This is a genomic window from Niallia sp. XMNu-256 (assembly GCF_036670015.1).
GTDB lineage: Bacteria > Bacillota > Bacilli > Bacillales > Cytobacillaceae > Bacillus_BD.
The window spans coordinates 1,042,725-1,062,102 of record NZ_CP137636.1 but is presented as its reverse complement, the minus strand read 5'-3'; the positions used below and the strand labels follow the sequence as shown (position 1 = coordinate 1,062,102).

General features: G+C 35.6%; 17 protein-coding genes. 3 read left to right on the top strand and 14 right to left on the bottom strand.

Features of this window, described 5'->3' with window-relative positions; genetic code table 11:
* Window positions 1-317: 317 nt before the first annotated feature.
* The 5 genes from pepF to R4Z10_RS05340 form a co-directional block, all read right to left on the bottom strand.
* Complete coding sequence (gene pepF, locus R4Z10_RS05360; RefSeq protein ID WP_338472176.1) at window positions 318-2,129, bottom strand: oligoendopeptidase F; 1,812 nt, start codon at window positions 2,127-2,129, stop codon at window positions 318-320.
* 266 nt (window positions 2,130-2,395) lie between these two features.
* Window positions 2,396-3,592 carry a competence protein CoiA family protein gene (locus R4Z10_RS05355; RefSeq protein WP_338472175.1) on the bottom strand — a complete coding sequence of 399 codons (1,197 nt, stop codon included), beginning with the start codon at window positions 3,590-3,592 and terminating at the stop codon, window positions 2,396-2,398.
* Between the two features lie 273 nt (window positions 3,593-3,865).
* Window positions 3,866-5,380, bottom strand: a complete 1,515-nt coding sequence (cls, locus tag R4Z10_RS05350; protein WP_338472174.1) for a cardiolipin synthase — start codon at window positions 5,378-5,380, stop codon at window positions 3,866-3,868.
* A 96-nt stretch (window positions 5,381-5,476) separates the two neighbouring features.
* The gene (mecA, locus tag R4Z10_RS05345; RefSeq protein ID WP_338472173.1) at window positions 5,477-6,139 is read right to left on the bottom strand and encodes an adaptor protein MecA; all 663 of its coding nucleotides are present in this window, start codon (window positions 6,137-6,139) and stop codon (window positions 5,477-5,479) included.
* A gap of 296 nt (window positions 6,140-6,435) precedes the next feature.
* A complete protein-coding gene (locus R4Z10_RS05340) occupies window positions 6,436-7,467 on the bottom strand; it encodes a ThiF family adenylyltransferase (protein WP_338472172.1) in 1,032 nt (343 codons plus the stop codon).
* Window positions 7,468-7,634: 167 nt separating this feature from the next.
* Between R4Z10_RS05340 and R4Z10_RS05335 the strand changes: the two genes are divergently transcribed.
* Window positions 7,635-9,443, top strand: a complete 1,809-nt coding sequence (locus R4Z10_RS05335) for an aldehyde ferredoxin oxidoreductase family protein (RefSeq protein WP_338472171.1) — start codon at window positions 7,635-7,637, stop codon at window positions 9,441-9,443.
* Window positions 9,444-9,540: 97 nt separating this feature from the next.
* On the opposite strand, the gene R4Z10_RS05330 is transcribed toward R4Z10_RS05335, so the two are convergent.
* The 3 genes from R4Z10_RS05330 to spxA form a co-directional block, all read right to left on the bottom strand.
* On the bottom strand, window positions 9,541-9,813 hold the full coding sequence (locus R4Z10_RS05330; RefSeq protein WP_338472170.1) for a hypothetical protein: 273 nt from the start codon (window positions 9,811-9,813) through the stop codon (window positions 9,541-9,543).
* A 1-nt stretch (window position 9,814) separates the two neighbouring features.
* Entirely contained in the window at window positions 9,815-10,087 is a 273-nt protein-coding gene (locus R4Z10_RS05325; RefSeq protein ID WP_338472169.1) for a ubiquitin-like small modifier protein 1, read from the bottom strand.
* A gap of 86 nt (window positions 10,088-10,173) precedes the next feature.
* Window positions 10,174-10,569, bottom strand: a complete 396-nt coding sequence (spxA, locus tag R4Z10_RS05320) for a transcriptional regulator SpxA (RefSeq protein ID WP_338472168.1) — start codon at window positions 10,567-10,569, stop codon at window positions 10,174-10,176.
* A gap of 564 nt (window positions 10,570-11,133) precedes the next feature.
* Between spxA and R4Z10_RS05315 the strand changes: the two genes are divergently transcribed.
* Window positions 11,134-11,319 carry a hypothetical protein gene (locus tag R4Z10_RS05315; protein WP_338472167.1) on the top strand — a complete coding sequence of 62 codons (186 nt, stop codon included), beginning with the start codon at window positions 11,134-11,136 and terminating at the stop codon, window positions 11,317-11,319.
* Window positions 11,320-11,408: 89 nt separating this feature from the next.
* Here the strand turns inward: R4Z10_RS05315 and R4Z10_RS05310 are convergent, their stop codons facing one another.
* The 5 genes from R4Z10_RS05310 to R4Z10_RS05290 all read right to left on the bottom strand — a co-directional run bounded on the left by R4Z10_RS05310 (window position 11,409) and on the right by R4Z10_RS05290 (window position 17,032).
* Window positions 11,409-12,344, bottom strand: a complete 936-nt coding sequence (locus tag R4Z10_RS05310; RefSeq protein WP_338472166.1) for an ATP-binding cassette domain-containing protein — start codon at window positions 12,342-12,344, stop codon at window positions 11,409-11,411.
* Entirely contained in the window at window positions 12,345-13,412 is a 1,068-nt protein-coding gene (locus R4Z10_RS05305) for an ABC transporter ATP-binding protein (protein WP_338472165.1), read from the bottom strand.
* Between the two features lie 10 nt (window positions 13,413-13,422).
* Window positions 13,423-14,331 carry an ABC transporter permease gene (locus tag R4Z10_RS05300; RefSeq protein ID WP_338472164.1) on the bottom strand — a complete coding sequence of 303 codons (909 nt, stop codon included), beginning with the start codon at window positions 14,329-14,331 and terminating at the stop codon, window positions 13,423-13,425.
* 3 nt (window positions 14,332-14,334) lie between these two features.
* Window positions 14,335-15,270: an ABC transporter permease gene (locus R4Z10_RS05295; protein ID WP_338472163.1), complete on the bottom strand. Its 936-nt coding sequence runs from the start codon at window positions 15,268-15,270 to the stop codon at window positions 14,335-14,337.
* 145 nt (window positions 15,271-15,415) lie between these two features.
* Window positions 15,416-17,032, bottom strand: a complete 1,617-nt coding sequence (locus tag R4Z10_RS05290) for a peptide ABC transporter substrate-binding protein (protein ID WP_338472162.1) — start codon at window positions 17,030-17,032, stop codon at window positions 15,416-15,418.
* A gap of 547 nt (window positions 17,033-17,579) precedes the next feature.
* Here R4Z10_RS05290 and trpS point away from each other — a divergent pair.
* The gene (gene trpS, locus R4Z10_RS05285; protein WP_338472161.1) at window positions 17,580-18,569 is read left to right on the top strand and encodes a tryptophan--tRNA ligase; all 990 of its coding nucleotides are present in this window, start codon (window positions 17,580-17,582) and stop codon (window positions 18,567-18,569) included.
* Between the two features lie 59 nt (window positions 18,570-18,628).
* Here trpS and R4Z10_RS05280 read toward each other — a convergent pair whose 3' ends face one another.
* Window positions 18,629-19,378, bottom strand: coding sequence for a YjbA family protein (locus R4Z10_RS05280; protein WP_338472160.1), 750 nt, complete (start codon window positions 19,376-19,378; stop codon window positions 18,629-18,631).

Sequence of the window (19,378 nt, the reverse complement as noted above, 5' to 3'; positions counted from 1 at the left end):
AATTCACGTCCTAATTCTATCGTTTCTTGCATATATCCATGTATATAATGTGATGTTTATTACTTACCACATAGTTAGGAGGAACAAGAAGATGAATAAAAAACTTTATGTTAGTTTCTTGATCCTGTTTGCCCTTTTTTCCTTCATTCTCAATTTGTTCGGTCTGATGAAGATACTACCCATTTATTTGACCTCTCCCGTTCTCTTTCTCGCCCTTTTTCTAATCTTTTTTTATCTGAACAATCGAAATCGGTTTAAGGGATTATAAAGAGAAAGCTGGCTTTCCTTTTCTGTCGGAAGCCAGCTTTCTATCTATCTTACAACAATTGTTCAAGTTCTGTTAGTTTTTCTTCGAACACTTTACATGCATCTTCAACAGGCTTTGGACTTGTCATATCTACTCCCGCTTTTTTCAGAACCTCAATTGGATAATCGGAGCTGCCGGCTTTTAAGAAATTAATATATCTATCCACGGCAGGTACCCCTTCTGTTAAGATTCCCTTGCTTAAAGCTTGGGCAGCACTATAACCTGTTGCATATTGATACACATAGTAATTGTAATAGAAATGAGGAATTCTAGACCACTCAAGTCCAATTTCATCATCCACAATAATATCTGAACCATAGTACTTTTTATTTAACTCATAATAATCATTTGTTAAGGCTTCTGCTGTTAAGGCTTCATTATTTTGCGCTTTTCGATGAATCATGTGTTCAAACTCGGCAAACATCGTTTGACGGAAAACTGTGCCTCTAAAACCTTCTAAATAGTGATTAAGTAGATAAATTCGTTTCTGTTCATCATCTATTGTATTCAATAAATAATCATTTAATAAGGACTCATTTGTTGTTGACGCTACTTCAGCAACAAAAATTGAATAATTCCCATATGGATAAGGCTGCGTTTTACGTGTGTAATAACTATGAACAGAGTGACCAAATTCATGAGCCAATGTAAATAGGTTGTTCACATTATTTTGCCAATTCATTAAAATATACGGATTTGTACCATAGGACCCCGATGAATAGGCACCGCTTCGTTTCCCTTTGTTTTCATGAACATCTACCCAGCGGTTATCAAAGCCTTCTTTTAAAACAGAGATATATTCTTCACCTAAGGGGGCCAAGCCTTTTAATAAAATATCTTTTGCCTCTTCATAATTAATTTCCATTTTGACGTCTTTTACAAGTGGAGTATATAAATCGTACATATGTAGTTCATCAAGCCCTAATACTCTTTTACGTAATTTCACATAACGGTGAAGGAGCGGTAAATGTTTATTAATCGTGCTAACAAGATGATCATAAACATTTTCAGGAATATTATTTTCTGAAAGTGCGGCCTCTCGTGCAGATGAATATTTTCGGATTCTGGCATTAAAATTGTTTTTCTTTACATTTCCACTTAAAGTACTAGAGAAGGTATTACGAAACTTTCCATATGTTTCATACACTGCTTTAAAGGCATCTTGACGCACTCTCTGATCAGGACTCTCAAGAAACCGAATAAACCTTCCATGTGTGATTTCTACTTCTTCACCATTTTCATCCTTAATGGAAGGAAATTCAAGGTCTGCATTATTTAACATTCCAAATGTATTTTCTGAAGAGTCAAATACTTCTGAGGCTTCAGCTAATAATGCTTCTTGTTCAGCAGGCAGAACATGTGGCCGTTGTAGATTAATTTCTTCTAAGGAATGTTCATAAAGCCTTAATTCCTCTTTTTCCTTTAAGAATTTATTGAGCTTTTCCTCATCAATCGATAACAACTCCGGAACGATATAAGCTAAACTACTTGCAGCTTGCGCATATAAGTTTCTCATGCGATCATCCAGAGCTTGATAGAAGGAATTCGTTGTATCTTGATCATAACGCATATGCGAATAAGCGTATAACTTTCCTAATCTTTCTAATAAATGATCTTGAAATTGTAATGCCTCATACAAAGTATCCGCAGACTCACCAAGTTTTCCTTGAAATTCTTGTACTCTTGGAAGTAATGATTTCACTTCTTGAAATTCCTTTTCCCAAGCATCATCATTTGTAAAAATATCATCGAGTCTCCAAGTATCTTCAACTTTAATTTCACTTCTTGCTGGAAGTTTATTAACGTTTGAATCGTTTGTCATTTTACTCCTCCACAACTTTATTTTTCCATTTAAGGAACCTTATAACTTCTTCTCCTTATTTATCCGAAATTCCTTCTATTTTAACTTCTTTCAGCCAAAGTTCCTATCCTCTAAGAAAGTAAGGCTTGTATATAAAACTCCCCATTCATTGGGGCTTCAACCTTTGGGCTGAATGAGGGTTAAGCTCCAGCGGATGTGTCAGATTTTTATCGGCGGAGCTAATTTAATTATACAATCCTTATTAATATATGCCTTAGAAGCATAATTCATTTATGCTGAAACAATACGTGCTGAAAGTCTTTATATAATTGATCCTCTAACCTTTGCCCTTCAACAACATGGTTTGGAAGTTCTATGCCCCTTCTTAACCTAAATGTATTAAGATTCACCCCCTCTAATACTTCTAATTTCACCAATAATCGTAGATATTCTGCTAGTGGTAACGTAGGACTTGTATTGTGTATTAAAGGAAGGTACCGGAGTTTGATTTGATCTTTTTGAATTCGATGCATAAAACTCCGATAAACCTCACTAAAAGTAATGAGATCATTCGCTTTTTTATGTAACAGTTGATCGATAAACAGATAAGTTTGCCAAATAAGCGGTGATGTTTCAATAATAGGGGCGTTATAAATCGGAAGACCAATAAATGGAGGGAGCAATGATATATTTAAGGCATGGTTATATAGTTCTGTTAAAAATTTGGGATAATACTTCCCGTTAATCGCGATTCCTAACTTTTGTGCTCTCACTTCGTTCCGCCAATCTTCAGTATGAATAGAACTACTTCCGTTAGGAGATAAAAGCTGTTGAAAAGAGAATCTTTGTAAAGGATATATCGTTAACTTGGTAAGGGCTTTTTTTGATGCAATAGGAATAATATCCATTAAGAAGATGAATTGTTTGGAAACTGAACAATAATAGGGGATATACCAATTTCCAGCGAGGTTCTTATTGAGAAATAAATAATCGAATTTTGATAATGTCACTTTCTGTTCCGCTTTTCGCTTAATTCCACTACCACCTAATATCCAGATACAATTGATATTATTTTTAAAGTAAGTGTTTGTACGCTTGCTCATGAGTTCCGGTGGAATAGTCGAACACTGATACTCTATGGCATGTTCTTTAGCAGCATATTTGATGCTAAGATCTGGCCTTTGCTTCAATTTTTCATAATAAAGTTCCAATCTCGGTTGAAGTCTTTGTGTTTCAAGCCAATGATATAATTGCTGTTTTCCATTTAAATGATACATAGACTCTCGCTCATAACTTTCAACACATTGGCTTCCTGCCTCATGGGCAAAATGTTCGATTCGTTGTGTTCCGATTTTCATTATCACTTTCTCTTTACATTCTGGACAATAAAACCTCCCTACCTCTTTTTCTTTTTTTAACACTTCCTTTGAAAGTCTCGGCAGTAATTGTAACGGTGTCCCATCTTCTCGTAAAGCTTTTAACATGTTTGCAACCTCCTATGTTATGCTGAAAAAACGACTAACAAAAATTGAACGATAAAAGGATAATCTTCATTTGGCATTGTTTTTAATCGTTCACTCCACCATTCTGGCTGACTATTCAGCTAATAAAGGCTTGCTCAAGCAGGTTAGTCAACTTTTTCATGTCGAATTAGCTATTAATCTATGGATATCATTCGTTACGGAGATTCATTTTCCTGCATAAAAAAGAAAAGTCCATAGAAAGTTCATGGACTTTTCCCCAATCGGCTAATTTTACTATAATAACGGGGAAAGTAGTCTTGAGGTGGATTCAAGCAAGCGATAGCCAAGATGTCTTTTCTTAAATTCTAAGCCATTAATTTCTCTAGAATCTTGAAGATCATTTAAATATTCCGTAACTAACTTCTCCGTGCTGATTGTCCGATATAAAAACGCATTTACCTCAAAATTTAAGTGGAAGCTTCTCATATCCATATTGGATGTGCCGATGGAGGCTAATTCATGATCAACAATCACTATTTTACTATGCATGAATCCTTTTTCGTATTCATAAATTTTCACACCTGCCTCTAATAAATCTGGGAAATAAGAGCGTGATGCATGAAAAACTATTCGCTTATCTGGCTTGTTGGGAACGAGTAAACGAACATCAATCCCACTAAATGCAGCAATTTTCAGTGCTGTAAAAATATCCTCATCAGGAATGAAATAAGGAGAGGCAATCCAAACAGAATCTTTCGCAGATGTGATCATGGCAAAAAAAATATTTTTAATTGCACTCCATTCATTATCCGGCCCACCCGCAATTAATTGGACCCCGCCATGCTTGTTTTCTTCGAGAACCGGAGATAAATACTCTGATGTCAAAAAACTTTTATTCGTCATATAATACCAGTCCTGCAGAAAGATTAATTGCAATGACCGAACAGCTTCCCCTTTAAGCATTAAATGAGTATCACGCCAAAAACCAAAATTTTGACTTAACCCTAAATACTCATCGCCAATATTTAATCCCCCTACAAATCCGATACTTCCATCAATCACAATGATTTTCCGATGGTTTCGAAAGTTAAACTTACTATTTAAAAAGGGGAGTTTAACAGGTCCAAAGGGGATCATTTCAACTCCTTCGTTTCTTAATTCTTCAATATATTGCTTGGAAAGCTTCCAGGAACCAACCGCATCATATAAGAAACGGACTTTTACTCCTTCTCGAGCTTTCTCAATTAAGATCTGTTTAATCCTAGAGCCAATGTCATCGTGGCGGACTATGTAATATTCTAAATGGATATGATGTACGGCTTTTTCTAGTTCTTTTAATATATGATGGAATGTTTCCTCTCCATTTGTTAAGACAGTCGTATCAGTGCCAAAGGAGATCGGACTGTTTCCTAAGCGCTGCGCTAAATGAAAAAGTTTTTTTTGATGTTCTCCGGCTCGATTTAACTTTTCCTCACTAACAGGATCCTGACCTTCATATTGTAAAAATGCTTGTCGATCAAGAAAATACTTTTTTCGAAACATTTTTTCCTTACGATAATTTCGACCAAACAATAGGTAAAAAATAAATCCAAGTAACGGAAAACCGCCGAGAACCACAAGCCAAGTGAGAGTTTGTGTTGGATGACGATTTTCCAGAAAAATGACAAACCCAATAACAATGACCGTTAATGTGATAATAATACTTACATACCCAAAAAAACCGCTAATCATGTACTTATAAGTATCAGTTAAATAAAAGATAAGTGCTAGAATGCCAAGAAACAGAAGCACTTTCACCGTATTTTTCATTCTAACCTCCAAAATCAAGACAACTTCTGTAAAGGTTGTTCCTTGCAGTTAATGATACATATTGAAAAAACCGATTTCACAAGGGAAATCGGTATATTAGTTAAAATACTTTCTTAAATTTGGAAAAACGTCTTTATCTAAAATACATTTTCCGTATTCTTGAATTCTATGGATCGTTACATTTGTTTCCTGACCATATTCAAGCAAAATACTTAATATATTATCAATTTCATTCTCTTCATACATGTCTTCAGAGAATTCTATATATAAATAATACTTATCTTCAAAAGAATATAATTTAGTTGTTAAATCATCCAAATATGTTTCTTTTGAAAGAGAAATGACATCTTCGAAATCTTGAAATTTAATGACAAAATCTAGCTGATCCTCATAAATGGAGTCATCATCAACTAATGAACTGAAATGTTGGTCAAACAAATCATCTATTTGCCCATCACCAGCTAAGTCCTTCATTTTATCTTCTGGAATTGGAAGTTCAAATTTATGTCCATCTTTTGAAAGTTGAGCCTTTGTCACCAAAATCTCTAAACCTTTGTCAAGTGCCTGAACTTGAATCCAGAGAGGTCCTTCCACTAAAAACTCCTCTTCACGGTGAACTTCATCCATCATTTCCCAGAAAAGTTCTTCACTGCGATCGCGATTGTACCAGATTTCCTCCCGATCAAAACCCCGCTCTTCTATATCAATATAAGAAATATAGAACTTTACGGTATGATCATTAATACGCTCGATTTCCATCTCGCAACACTCCCTTCCGGATTGGTTGAAGGGACAAAATACCCCCATACAGATACAAAATCCTGTTAAATTTTATGTGATAAATTTATTTTGTACCTTGTACTCTTATTTTATGATAAAAAGACAATAAAGGGAATTAAAATGTACTACGTTTTCTTAAACCATCTAATGCCTATTATATTACCCTATATTGTAACAAACACATCCAGGTTTGAAAAGACTTAGAACGAAATATATTATTACAAATTATTTTACCTATTTAACAGGAATATTACCGTTTAACAAGTAGACTATCATTAAGTTCCAATATATTTTGTATAGTAGGATTTGGCTTTTACAGGATCATCAGTCCCATGAATGAGCACTCTTCCATCTTTAAAAACCGATAGCGTCAAATCTTCATTCGGAGAAAAACGCAATAAGTATGGATTTCCCTTTACATCCCCACTATTTCTTAACCGTTTAGCCATTTTTTCTAAATTAATTTCATTTTTAAGTCGAGGGTTGATTTGAACGGTATCACGACCACATAGCGTAGAGAAAATCACTTGTTGCTCGGATGACCGATCGAGAAACTCATATTTGTGCCCAACACAAGCAGGACAACTTTCATTGCGACCATTTGAAATGTCCATTTGAAAATTTGTATGATGCCAAATATCAATTTGTTCCAAATGAGGATTGGTTTTAGCATCAACTAAAATTTTTATAGCCTCCATCGCCTCATAAGAACCGATAATATCTGTTAATGGTGATAACACCCCTACTGTATCACATGTCTCCCCTAACCCTAATGGTACCTGAGGAAAAATACAACGATAACAAGGGGTTTTTCCAGGAATAATACTTGTAAACATTCCCCTTGAACTCACGGCCCCGCCATAAACCCATGGGATATTGTATTTAATTGCTACATCGTTTATTAAATATCGAGTTGAGAAATTATCCGTACCATCGACAATCACATCAAAACTAGCGAGGAGATCTTCGGCATTATCCAAATTTAAATCGGCAATCACAGCCTCAACCGAGATCGTAGAATTAATCTTTTCTAACTTTTTCTTAGCTGCAATGACTTTAGGATACCCATTATTGGCATCTTCTTCATCATATAAAGATTGCCTTTGTAAGTTAGATACTTCAACAAAATCACGATCAATGATACGAATAGCCCCTACTCCAGAACGCACCAAATGATTCGCTATTACAGTTCCTAGTGCCCCCATTCCAACGATGACAGCCCGACTGTTCATTAATTTCTTTTGTCCGTCTACCCCAATGGGCCCAAAAAGGATTTGCCTTGAGTACCGTTGCAACCCGTTTTCCATATCTTCCCCTCCCCTTCTTCTGACCTATAACACTTATTATAAAGCAAAATTGTTTTCAATATATGGGATATGCTGTAAAATTAATGTACAGCTTTTTATAAATATTTTCATATATCATGAGATTTAAAGTATAGTAAATTTTAAAAATACTAAAAGAGGTGGGAAACATGACACTCGGCGGTTTAAACAACAAAGAAGTTGTCGTTGATTTAACAGCAGGTACGATTGATTACAGAGGAATAAAAGAAGAGGATGTTAAAAAGTACATAGGCGGCCGCGGCCTTGGTGTAAAATATGTCCTTGATAATGGTCCGCAAATAGAACCTTTATCAGCAGAAAATATATTATGTATTATGACTGGACCTGTGACAGGCTCTCGTACAACTATGAGCGGACGCCTTTGTGTCGTAACGAAATCACCATTAACAGGAACGGTTACAGATTCACATATGGGCGGATGGACAGCTGCCCGCTTAAAATGGGCTGGGGTCGATAATATTATTTTCAAAGGAAAAAGCAATCACCCAGTCTATTTATATATCGAAAATGGCCAAGCAAAACTTCGTGATGCAATGGATCTTTGGGGAAAAGGTACGAGAGAAACCGTAAAAGCCATGCAAGAAAAATATGGTGAAAAAGATTTATCTGTTATGACAATTGGACAGGCTGGTGAAAACTTAGTACGATTTGCCGGTTTTATGAATGAACATGATCGTTCAGCCGGTCGTGGCGGTACAGGAGCAGTTGCTGGGTATAAAAATTTAAAAGCAATTGTTATTAAAGCAGCACAAAAAGGGAATATGCCTCAGCCAGCACTAGCTGATGATTATAAAGAGGCAACAAAAAAAGCAACAAAGGCAATTATGGATGGCGGTTTAACAGCACCAAGAAAAGGTGGTTTATCTGTATACGGTACAAACGTATTAGCAAACCTGATTAATGAAGTCGGTGCACTACCAATTCGCAACTCACAGGAGACACATTGGGATGAAGCGGAAAAGCATAGTGGCGAATGGGTAAATGCCAATATTTTATCAAAAAACAATGCCTGTCATGCTTGCCCAGTTGCTTGTAAAATTGAAGTTGAGGTCAAGTCAGGCAAGTACAAAACAAAAGTCGAAAGCTTTGAATTTGAATCTGGTTGGTCGCTCGGTTCAAACTGCGGCTTAAGTGACTCAGAAGCCATCGCTTATTTGATAAACCTCTGTAATGAATATGGATACGATACGATCGAACTTGGTCACTGTTTCTCAGTTACAATGGAAGCTTATGAAAAAGGCATTATCTCCGAGAAACTAGTATGGGGAGATGCAGACGCCATGATCGAGCTCGCAAAAGACATTGCCTTCCGTAATGGTTTAGGAGATGTTCTTGCAGACGGACCAGCTCGTGCAACAGCCTCTTGGGGAGTACCTGAACTTTCTATGTCAGTTAAAGGGCAATCGATTCCTGCATACGATCCACGAGGGATACAAGGTATTGGTTTAGGTTATGCGACAAGTAACCGTGGTGCATGTCATTTACGTGGTTATACAGTAGCAAGTGAAATTGCTGGAATTCCAGAACCGACAGACCGACTTGTTCCAGAGGGTAAAGGCGAATTATTAAAAGTATTCCAAGACCTCCATTCATTTGGAGATTCAATGGATATTTGTAAATTCTCTTCTTTCTCAGAAAATGCGGAGCATTATGCAGAACAATACAGTTCAATGACAGGAATTCCAATGACTGCGGATGATATTATGAAAGCTGGGGAACGAATTTACAACTTAGAACGTTATTATAACAATCTAGCAGGCTATAACAATCGCGAGGATGATTTCTTGCCAAAACGATTTACAGAAGAAGCAGCTACAGGAAATAGTAAAGGCTATGTCAGCCGTATGGATATCATGCTTGATGAATATTACAAAGCTCGCGGTTGGGCAGATGGCATTGTTCCTGAAGAAAAATTACGGGAACTTGAAATCATTTAATACAACGTCCTTCATAGAAATAAAAAGAGAGGTTTGTTCTAGGATTTTAATTCCTCGTACAAAACCTCTTTTCTTTGTATCAAAGGATACCTCAATATTAACCGCCAGCTCTAAAAGATTTTTTTCTGAAATTGGTGATGACATCGTTTAATTGTTCTTCACTATTTGCACTAAACTTGATTTTAACACTGTTCACTTTAAAGGCAGTTGTAAAGGAGATTTCCTCTTCACATAAAATAAATACAATCCAATTCTCTGCCTGATAACGAATCGGGAAATGATTATTCAGACGCTCTCCACCTAACTCTTTTAAATACAGTTGGATTTGTTGTAAGGCAACCCCTCTGAACTCCAAGATTTCTTCAAACAAATCACCCACCTGCCACTGGTGGAAATAGCGCAAATTGATCCGTCTCTAATACTTTCGTTTCAAGATATTCTGCGTGAATAATATTTCGTCCATTTATATATACCGCAACAAACGGTTTTAACGTTCTCTCTTCAGTAAAAATTTCATCTTCTAGGGCAGGAAACATGGTGATCATTCTTTCTAAAATATCAATCACCCTATCCCCGTCAGGATGAACTTCAACAGATACCCCGCCACATATCTCTCGAAGATTCGCAAATACTTTGACTATCAATGTAGTTCAACCCTTTCTTCATAAACATATTTTTATTGGAGATAATCGAATATAAGAAAAAGCTGGCTCAAAGTGAGGGCCAGCTTTTAATTAACAAGCTTTTGTGCTTCTAATAATTGAAAAGTACGAACTTTTCGAGGAAGGAATCTTCTAATTTCATCCTCATTATATCCTACTTGAAGACGCTTTTCATCAATGATAATCGGTCTGCGTAACAATCCTGGATTATCTTGAATTAATTGAAATAGTTCTTGTAATGGTAATGTTTCAAGATTCACATCCAATTTTTGGAAAGACTTTGATCTAGTAGAAATAATTTCATCCGTTCCATCTTCTGTCATGCGCAGAATTTCTTTAATCTCATCAATAGATAATGGCTCAGAAAAAATATTTCTTTCCGTATACGGAATATCGTGCTCCTCTAACCAAGCCTTCGCTTTCCGACAAGATGTACAACTTGGTGACGTATATAATGTAACCATTTGAAATCCACTCCTTAATCTGTGAAGGATCTAATTATTAAAAGGTTCAGTAAGTAAATAACTGTATTAAATTAAAATGAATTTAAATAAGTAATTTATATTATTTATTATACACCAATAAAATATAATTTGGTATCCTTTTTTTAAAAAAACAGTAAAAATAATTAAATTATTTGACTTTTCTTTTTCCTCTGGAATTTTCACTTATAAAACGTTTTACCATGAGAAAAGTTTCATATTTTCATTATTTATTATAAATATTGTCACATTTTTATTAAAAACCTTCATAATAAGATCTTGATTTTTCAACATTCATTAATTGTACCTTTTATTATATATAAAAGTTTACTATTTATTTCATATAAATAGCGAGATATCTTTCTAGCTTAGAAACACGGTTCCCTATTAAACTATTTAAGAATATCTTTTTATTCTCAATTAAAGGAAATGGAATGAAAACATAACGATCAGAAGAAATACTTTGCAATCTTTCAAATATTATATACAATAGACTTAGACTCATTTAACCTCTTTAGTTATTCAATTTGAAACGGGGGTATTATTATGGTTGCTTATTTAATTGACTTTCTGATTGTCGTTGGTCTTATTATCGGCTTAACTGCCCTAAATGGTGTGATTACAAATGGGATTGGAAATAAGGTATTTGGCAGAAGAAAGCGTGGTCAATTTGTAAACAAGTCCGCTTCTATCCAAACGAATTGGAAAGAGATTGGTGGAAAAAGTAAATAATTCATTGATAGCCTGGAGCTTATTTATATTCAAGCAGTGACTTACAAAATCACAATAAAAAAACGATCTCGTTCTTGAGATCGTTTTTTTTAACTTGAATACTTCTCTTTCAATACCTTAAACTCTTTTTCAGAACAGTAAACAAAATGACCTGGAGTCACTTCTCGCATTTCCACTTGTTCCTTTGTTGAGTATTGGTGGATTGTTGGATCATATGATTTCCTCTTCCTTGTCCGTTCAATTTCTGGATCAGGAATTGGAATTGCTGATAGAAGTGATTGTGTATAAGGGTGCATTGGATTCTTATACAGTTCATCAGCAGGCGCTAATTCAACTAGTTTTCCAAAGTACATGACCCCAATACGATCACTAATATATTTCACCATAGATAAGTCATGAGCAATAAATAAATAGGTTAACCCATTTTCACGTTGTAATTTCTTTAATAAGTTCACAACCTGTGCCTGAATGGAAACATCAAGCGCTGAAATAGGTTCATCTGCAATAATAAAATCAGGTTTTACAGCTAAAGCTCTAGCTATTCCTATTCTCTGCCTTTGACCACCAGAAAATTCATGGGGATAACGGTTTGCATGTTCTTTGTTTAATCCTACTGTTTCTAATAATTCATAGACACGTTCCATACGTTCCTTATAATTATTTACAAGTCCATGGATATCAATGCCTTCTGCAATAATATCCGCTACCGTCATCCTAGGATTTAATGATGCATATGGATCTTGGAAAATCATTTGCATTTTACGATTAAACTTCTTTAAATCAGCTTTAGACTTCTTACCATGAACATCTTCACCATTGAACAAAACCTGGCCGCCTGTTGCCTCATAAAGTCGGATAATCGTACGTCCTGTCGTTGATTTTCCACAGCCAGATTCTCCAACTAAACCTAATGTTTCACCTTTATAAATATCAAAGGTAACATCATCAACAGCCTTAACCATATTTGATCTGCCTACATTAAAATATTGCTTTAAATTTTTAATTTCTACTAACTTTTCAGCCACTTATTTCCCCTCCTCTACTAGAATCGGATGTTCAAAATTAGAGGGTAATTTACGAATACGTCTTTTTACTGATTCTGGCGGCTCCACTTTTGGTGCATCTGGATGCAGAAGCCACGTCCGTGCAAAATGTGTTTCAGATACCTGATAAACTGGTGGCTTTTGCTCAAAATCAATGGCCAGTGCATATTGATTTCGAGGAGCAAAAGCATCTCCTTTTGGAGGATTAATTAAATTCGGCGGTGTGCCCGGGATTGCATGTAATTCAACTTCATCATTGTTTTCTAAACTTGGCATAGAAGCTAATAATCCCCATGTATAAGGGTGTCTAGGATCGTAGAAAATTTCATCTACGGTACCATACTCAACGATTTGTCCTGCATACATAACTGCCACTCGGTCCGCAATATTTGCTACTACACCGAGATCATGTGTAATAAAAATAATTGAAGTTCCCGTTTGATCTTGAAGTTCTTTCATTAGATCAAGAATTTGCGCTTGAATCGTTACATCTAATGCCGTTGTTGGTTCATCTGCAATAAGCAGTTTTGGTCTCGCTGCTAATGCAATCGCAATCATCGCTCTCTGCCTCATCCCACCTGAAAACTCATGGGGATATTGATTTACACGTTTTTCTGGCATTGGAATCCCAACTAATTTTAGCAACTCAGTCGCTCTAACTGCCGCTTCTGCTTTGGACATATTTTGATGTTTAACCAACACTTCCATAATTTGTTTCCCCACTTTCATCGTTGGGTTTAAGGAAGTCATTGGATCCTGAAAGATCATACTGATTTCTTTGCCGCGTATGTTTTCCATTTCCTTTTCTGTTTTAGTTACAATATCATCGCCATCAAAGAGAATTTGTCCGGCTGTAATTTTACCGGGAGGCATCGGAATTAATTTCATCAATGATTGAGCGGTAACACTTTTTCCAGAACCTGACTCACCTACAATGGCTAATGTCTCACCTTTATAAAGGTCAAAGGTCACACCCCGAACAGATTGTACATCTCCCCCATACGTTTGGAATGAGACGTGTAAATCTTTTACTTCTAATAACTTTTCCATACTCTCACTCCTATTTACGTAATCGTGGATCTAAAGCATCTCTTAAACCGTCACCAATCACATTAAATGCAAAAATAGTTAAGCATATAAAGGTTGCTGGGAAGAATAACCGCCATGGAAAATATCTTAATGCGGGTAATGCATCAGAAGTCATGGTTCCCCAACTTGCAATTGGTGGTGTTAACCCTAAGCCAAGGAAACTTAAGAACGCTTCAGTAAAAATTGCAGATGGTACCGTTAATGTCATCGTAACTAAAATCGGCCCCATTGAATTTGGTATTAAGTGCTTTAACATAATTCTTGATGTACTCGCACCTAGTGTTCGAGAAGCCAGTACATATTCTTGACCTTTTAGCGAGAGAACTTGTCCACGTACAATTCTGGCCATACTAACCCAACCAGTAATTGACATTGCTAGAATCATCGTTCCTACACTTGACCCTAAAACAACCATTAGTAAGATAACTAAAAGCAAGTAAGGGATACCCGCTAATACGTCTGCAATCCGCATCATATACTCATCAATACGTCCACCTTTATAGCCTGCAATACCACCCCAGAACACACCAATTGTTAAGTCAATAAGTGCAGCTGCTAGACCGATAGAAATAGAGATTCGAGCACCTTCCCAAGTACGTGTAAATACATCTCGTCCCAAATCATCTGTACCAAACCAATGTTGGGAAGAAGGCGGTTGGTTTTTATTTGCTAAATCATTTGTTGCATAATCATAGCCTGTCATATATGGTCCAAAGATAGCCATGAAAACTAATAAGAATAGAACAACTACCCCTACCATAGCAAGCTTGTTTTTTCGAAATCTCATAAAAACATCTTTCCAGAACGAAAGACTAGGTTTTGATATTTTCTCCGTATCTTTTTGTCTTATTCCGACAACTTTAAATTGATCATTCACCATGTTCTACTCTCCTTTCTTCTCCCCAGATAGTTTAATTCGAGGATCGATTAGTCCATATACAATATCGACAAGGAGAACACAAACAAGTAATAGAATACTATAAAAGGCCGTAATACCCATAATAACGGTATAATCACGATTTGTAATACTCGTTACAAAGTGGGACCCAAGTCCAGGTATACCAAATATTTGCTCGATAACAAAACTACCTGTAATGATTCCAGCTAATAGTGGCCCCATATATGATACGACAGGTAACATAGCATTTCGTATAGCATGCTTGATTGTTATAACTCCTCTGCTTAATCCTTTAGACTTTGCTGTTTTAATATAGTCATTCGCTAATACTTCAAGCATGGATGAACGTGTTAGCCTTGCAATATTCGCCATAGGACCGGCAGCAAGTGCCAGGGCAGGTAGAACAGTATGCATCGGAGATTCCCAAAGTGCAACTGGAAAAACTTGCCATTTTATTGCTAAGAAATATTGTAATAAAGTAGCAAGAATAAATGATGGCATTGAGATACCTAATACAGCTATAACCATTGAACTATAATCAAGCCATTTATTATGATTTAGTGCAGCAATAACCCCTAGCAAAACCCCAACTGCAATGGCAATAAGAATTGCTTCTAAGCCTAATGCCAAAGAAACAGGAAAACCATCGCTAATTAAATCATTGACTGTTTGACTTTTATATTTAAATGATGGACCAAAATCCCAATTAGCAATTCTTACTAAATAATCCCAGTATTGAACATACCAAGGTTGATCTAAACCGTAAAAAGCATTTAGATTCGCCTCAATTTCAGGTGGTAATTTTTTTTCAGATGTAAATGGGTTACCTGGTGCCATTCGCATTAAGAAAAAGGTTGCCGTAATAATGAGCCATAATGAGCCCAGCATATACAACAAGCGTTTTCCAATATATTTAGCCAATGTCAACACCTCCATTTTCTATTTATTAAAAAAGTACATAATATAAATTTCTTATTTTACAAGATTATTTGAAATTGATTAAAAATTACTTTAAAGAAATGAAGGTATATAGGGAACCCCTATATACCTTTCATAAGATGACTTCTTATTCAAAGTGAGCCCATTTAAACTGAACATCACCAAGTCCTGATACTGCAACATCTTTTAAGTTTTCTGCTTGTACCCAGTTATTTGTATAGAAATAGATCGGGATAACAGGCATTTCTTCCATGAAGATCTCTTCAGCTTGTTTTAATAATTCAAGACGCTTTTCTTCATCCTGTTCTGTAGCAGATTGATCTAATAACTTTTGGAACTCTTGGTTTTCCCAACCGGTGTCATTATTTCCACCAGTAGCAGAATAATACATTTCCAAGAAGTTAATTGGATCGTTAAAGTCACCTAACCAACCCATACGGGCAATGTTATAATCTAGAGATTGTACTTTATCAATGTATACTTTCCACTCAGAGTTATCTAATGTTACTTCGACCCCTAAGTTCTGCTTCCACATATCTTGAATAGCTTGGGCAATTTTTTGGTGGCCTTCATTTGTATTATATGAAAGACCAATTGTTGGAAGTTCAGATACATCACTGTATCCAAGTTCTTCTAAACCTTTTTGTAAATATTCTTTAGCTTTTTTAACATCATTATCTTTGAAATAACCTTTTTCATTTTCAGGTATCATTGTCGGAGGCACAATCGCCATTGCTGGCATTTGGCCACCTTGTGTTACATTATCAATTAACTCTTTACGATTAATAGCCAATGCAAAAGCCTTGCGAATATTTGCATTGTTGAAAGGTTCAACAGTAGTATTTAGTTTATAGTTATAAATACCTGCAATCGGTTCTGTATTTAATTTCCCTGCATCTTCTAACGTTGATAATGCATCCTGTGGTAGGTTTCCAGTCGGCATACCCGCCCAATCAAGTTCGCCACTATCAAACATAGATAACTCTGTATTTGGATCATTTACCATGATCATCGTAATTTTATTTAACTTAACTGCATCTGCATCCCAATAATTTTCATCCTTCTCAAGGATAATTTTATCGCTATGTGACCATTCGGTTAATTTGAAAGGTCCATTTGTTGCATAACTCTCACCAGCATCATTTGCCCAGTTAGGGTTTGCTTCAGCAATCTTACTGTTGATTGGTAAGTAAGTATAGAACGCAGTAAGTTCTAAGAAGAATGGTGTTGGATTAACAAGTTTAACTTCTAAAGTCTTATCATCAAGTGCTTTTACTCCAACCTCATCTGCACTGCCAGTACCTTCATTAAATGCTTGTGCACCTTCTAGGTAATATAATTGATAAGAATAGGCTGATGCATTAGCAGGATCTAACGCCCATTTCCATGCATATTCAAAATCTTTAGCTGTAACAGGGTCTCCATTAGACCATGTTGCTTCACGTAGTGTGAATGTGTAAGTTTTTTGATCATCAGAGATATCCACTTTTTCAGCAGCCGCTAATTCTGCCTCTCCCTCTAAGTTGATTCGAGAAAGTCCCTCAAACACTTGACGAAGCACAGTTCCTGATGTTGAATCCTCTGCTAAACCAGGGTGTAAAGTTGGAGGTTCCGTATTTATATTAATACGAAGATCCTGAGCAACTTCCCCATCTTTCTCACCTTCACTGTTCCCTGCACATGCAGCTAGGAACACGCTTAAAACAAGCATCATACTTATGACAAGTAATGATCTCTTTTTCATTTTTCCCCCTCCTAATTTTTACTAACAAAACCATTTTTTGTATTCTCTAAAAAAACATTTGTGTTTCTGTATCGAAATAGTCAGACACTTTACATTATGTCATTTCCTCATTCTTCAATATAAGTTATTTTACCATAATTTTACGAGAAAAATAAAATAACTTTCATTAGAAAAATATTTTTAAAGAGATATATTTTATCAATGGTTCGCTGTTTAATAAATTTTATTATAAATGTAATTAATTATATTTCAATACCTTAAATTTTTTGTAAATATTTTGTTAAAAAAATTCATCCTGTTGAAAGCTTTATTAAAGAGGTTTCTGACATATTTTTATTTTTATTCATGAACCAAGTTTTTTGTTGATCGATGTACTAATTAATCCCCTAAACTTGATTTTTTCTACAAATTAAGCTATTTTATAGTTAAAATGTACATACTATAGTAGCTTTTAAAAAGAATAGGGTAAAATCGCGGACCATTCGTCCCTATTTGAAGGGGTGAATGGTTTTTTTTATGAATTTAGCTTATAAACGGAGGATAAACAATGAAAACGATCTTTTCTGGTATTCAGCCAAGCGGCACCATTACACTTGGCAACTATATCGGCGCATTAAAACAATTTGTGGAATTACAAGATGAATTTAATTGTTTTTACTGTATTGTTGACCAACATGCAATTACAGTCCCACAAGATCCACAAGTACTGAGAAAAAATATTCGTTCTTTAGCGGCACTATATTTAGCTGTCGGTTTAGACCCGGATAAAGCCACATTATTTATTCAATCAGAAGTCCCTGCACATGCTCAAGCAGCATGGATGATGCAATGTATTTCATATATCGGTGAACTTGAACGAATGACTCAGTTTAAAGATAAGTCTTCTGGAAAAGATGCCGTATCAGCTGCACTATTAACTTATCCACCATTAATGGTTGCGGATATTTTATTATACAGTGCGGACCTTGTACCAGTTGGTGAAGATCAGAAACAACACCTTGAATTAACACGCGATCTGGCTGAACGATTTAATAAAAAGTACGCAGAAATTTTTACCATTCCCGAGGTAAGAATTCCAAAAGTAGGAGCACGGATTATGTCTCTCCAAGATCCTACAAAGAAAATGAGCAAGTCTGATTCCAATCAAAAAGGATTCATCTCAATGTTGGACGAACCTAAACAAATTGAAAAGAAAATCAAAAGTGCTGTGACTGATTCAGAAGGAATTGTTAGATACGATGTTGAGAATAAACCAGGTTTATCAAACCTTCTCTCTATTTATTCGATTTTCTCAGGAAAATCAATTAAGGAATTGGAAGCGATGTACGAAGGAAAAGGGTATGGTGCTTTCAAGGGGGATTTAGCCCAAGTCGTGATTGATACTCTTTCTCCAATTCAAAACAGATACAACGAGTTAATGGAATCACAAGAGCTAGATGAAATTCTTGATAAGGGAGCGGAAAAAGCTAATATAGTAGCTTCTAAAATGCTCAAGAAGATGGAAAACGCCATGGGATTAGGACGAAAAAGAAGATAACAAGTTAGACAAGCTAAATAGAAGAAAGGAGCTGAAATATATTCAGCTCCCTTTTTGTCTTAATTAACTTTATGCCCTTGCTCCATATCCCATAGTTTCTCAAAGAATGGCTGGCCTTTAATTAAATTCTCACAAAACTGTTCATGTTTACTTGTCCAACCGTATTTTACATTTTCAAATAATTGCTGCCAAGCCTCTTCCATGTCAAGCATTTGGATGTATTCATACAAATCTGGACTCCATTCTGTAAACCAATAACGGATTTCCGCTGTATTTTTAGACGTATATAATTGATCCAATGCCATGAATAAAAGCTGTTTTAATTGTCTCTCTTTACGGGTTAATCCGTTCATCAATTCTGGCTTTGGAGATAGAATATGGAATTCCTTCTTGCTGATAGAAGATGGCTGGAATGAATAGATTTGCACTTCTTGACTTTCAAGCATATCAAAGGCAAGTTGTTCTTGACGCGGAATTAGCCTACTCTTACGAATTGGAATATTATAACCAATTGTATCAACAGCCAAAATTCCAACCCCGTCCGAAACAACGAAACAATAATCCAATTGGCAACGTTCATGATTTTTTCGTAAAAATGCTTTTTGATAAATATCATCCAATAATTGCTGTGGTAACTCTGATAAATCATTTTCAATGTAGTTATAAAGAACAGAATCTATTTTTAATAACGGCACTTGGTCAAGTAATTCTACGCTGTCATCTTTTCGCCACTCGTGAAAATGGCACACATTATAACCGTTCTCTTCCCCTTCAAACCAATTTACCCAAACATCATGAAGATACATCAT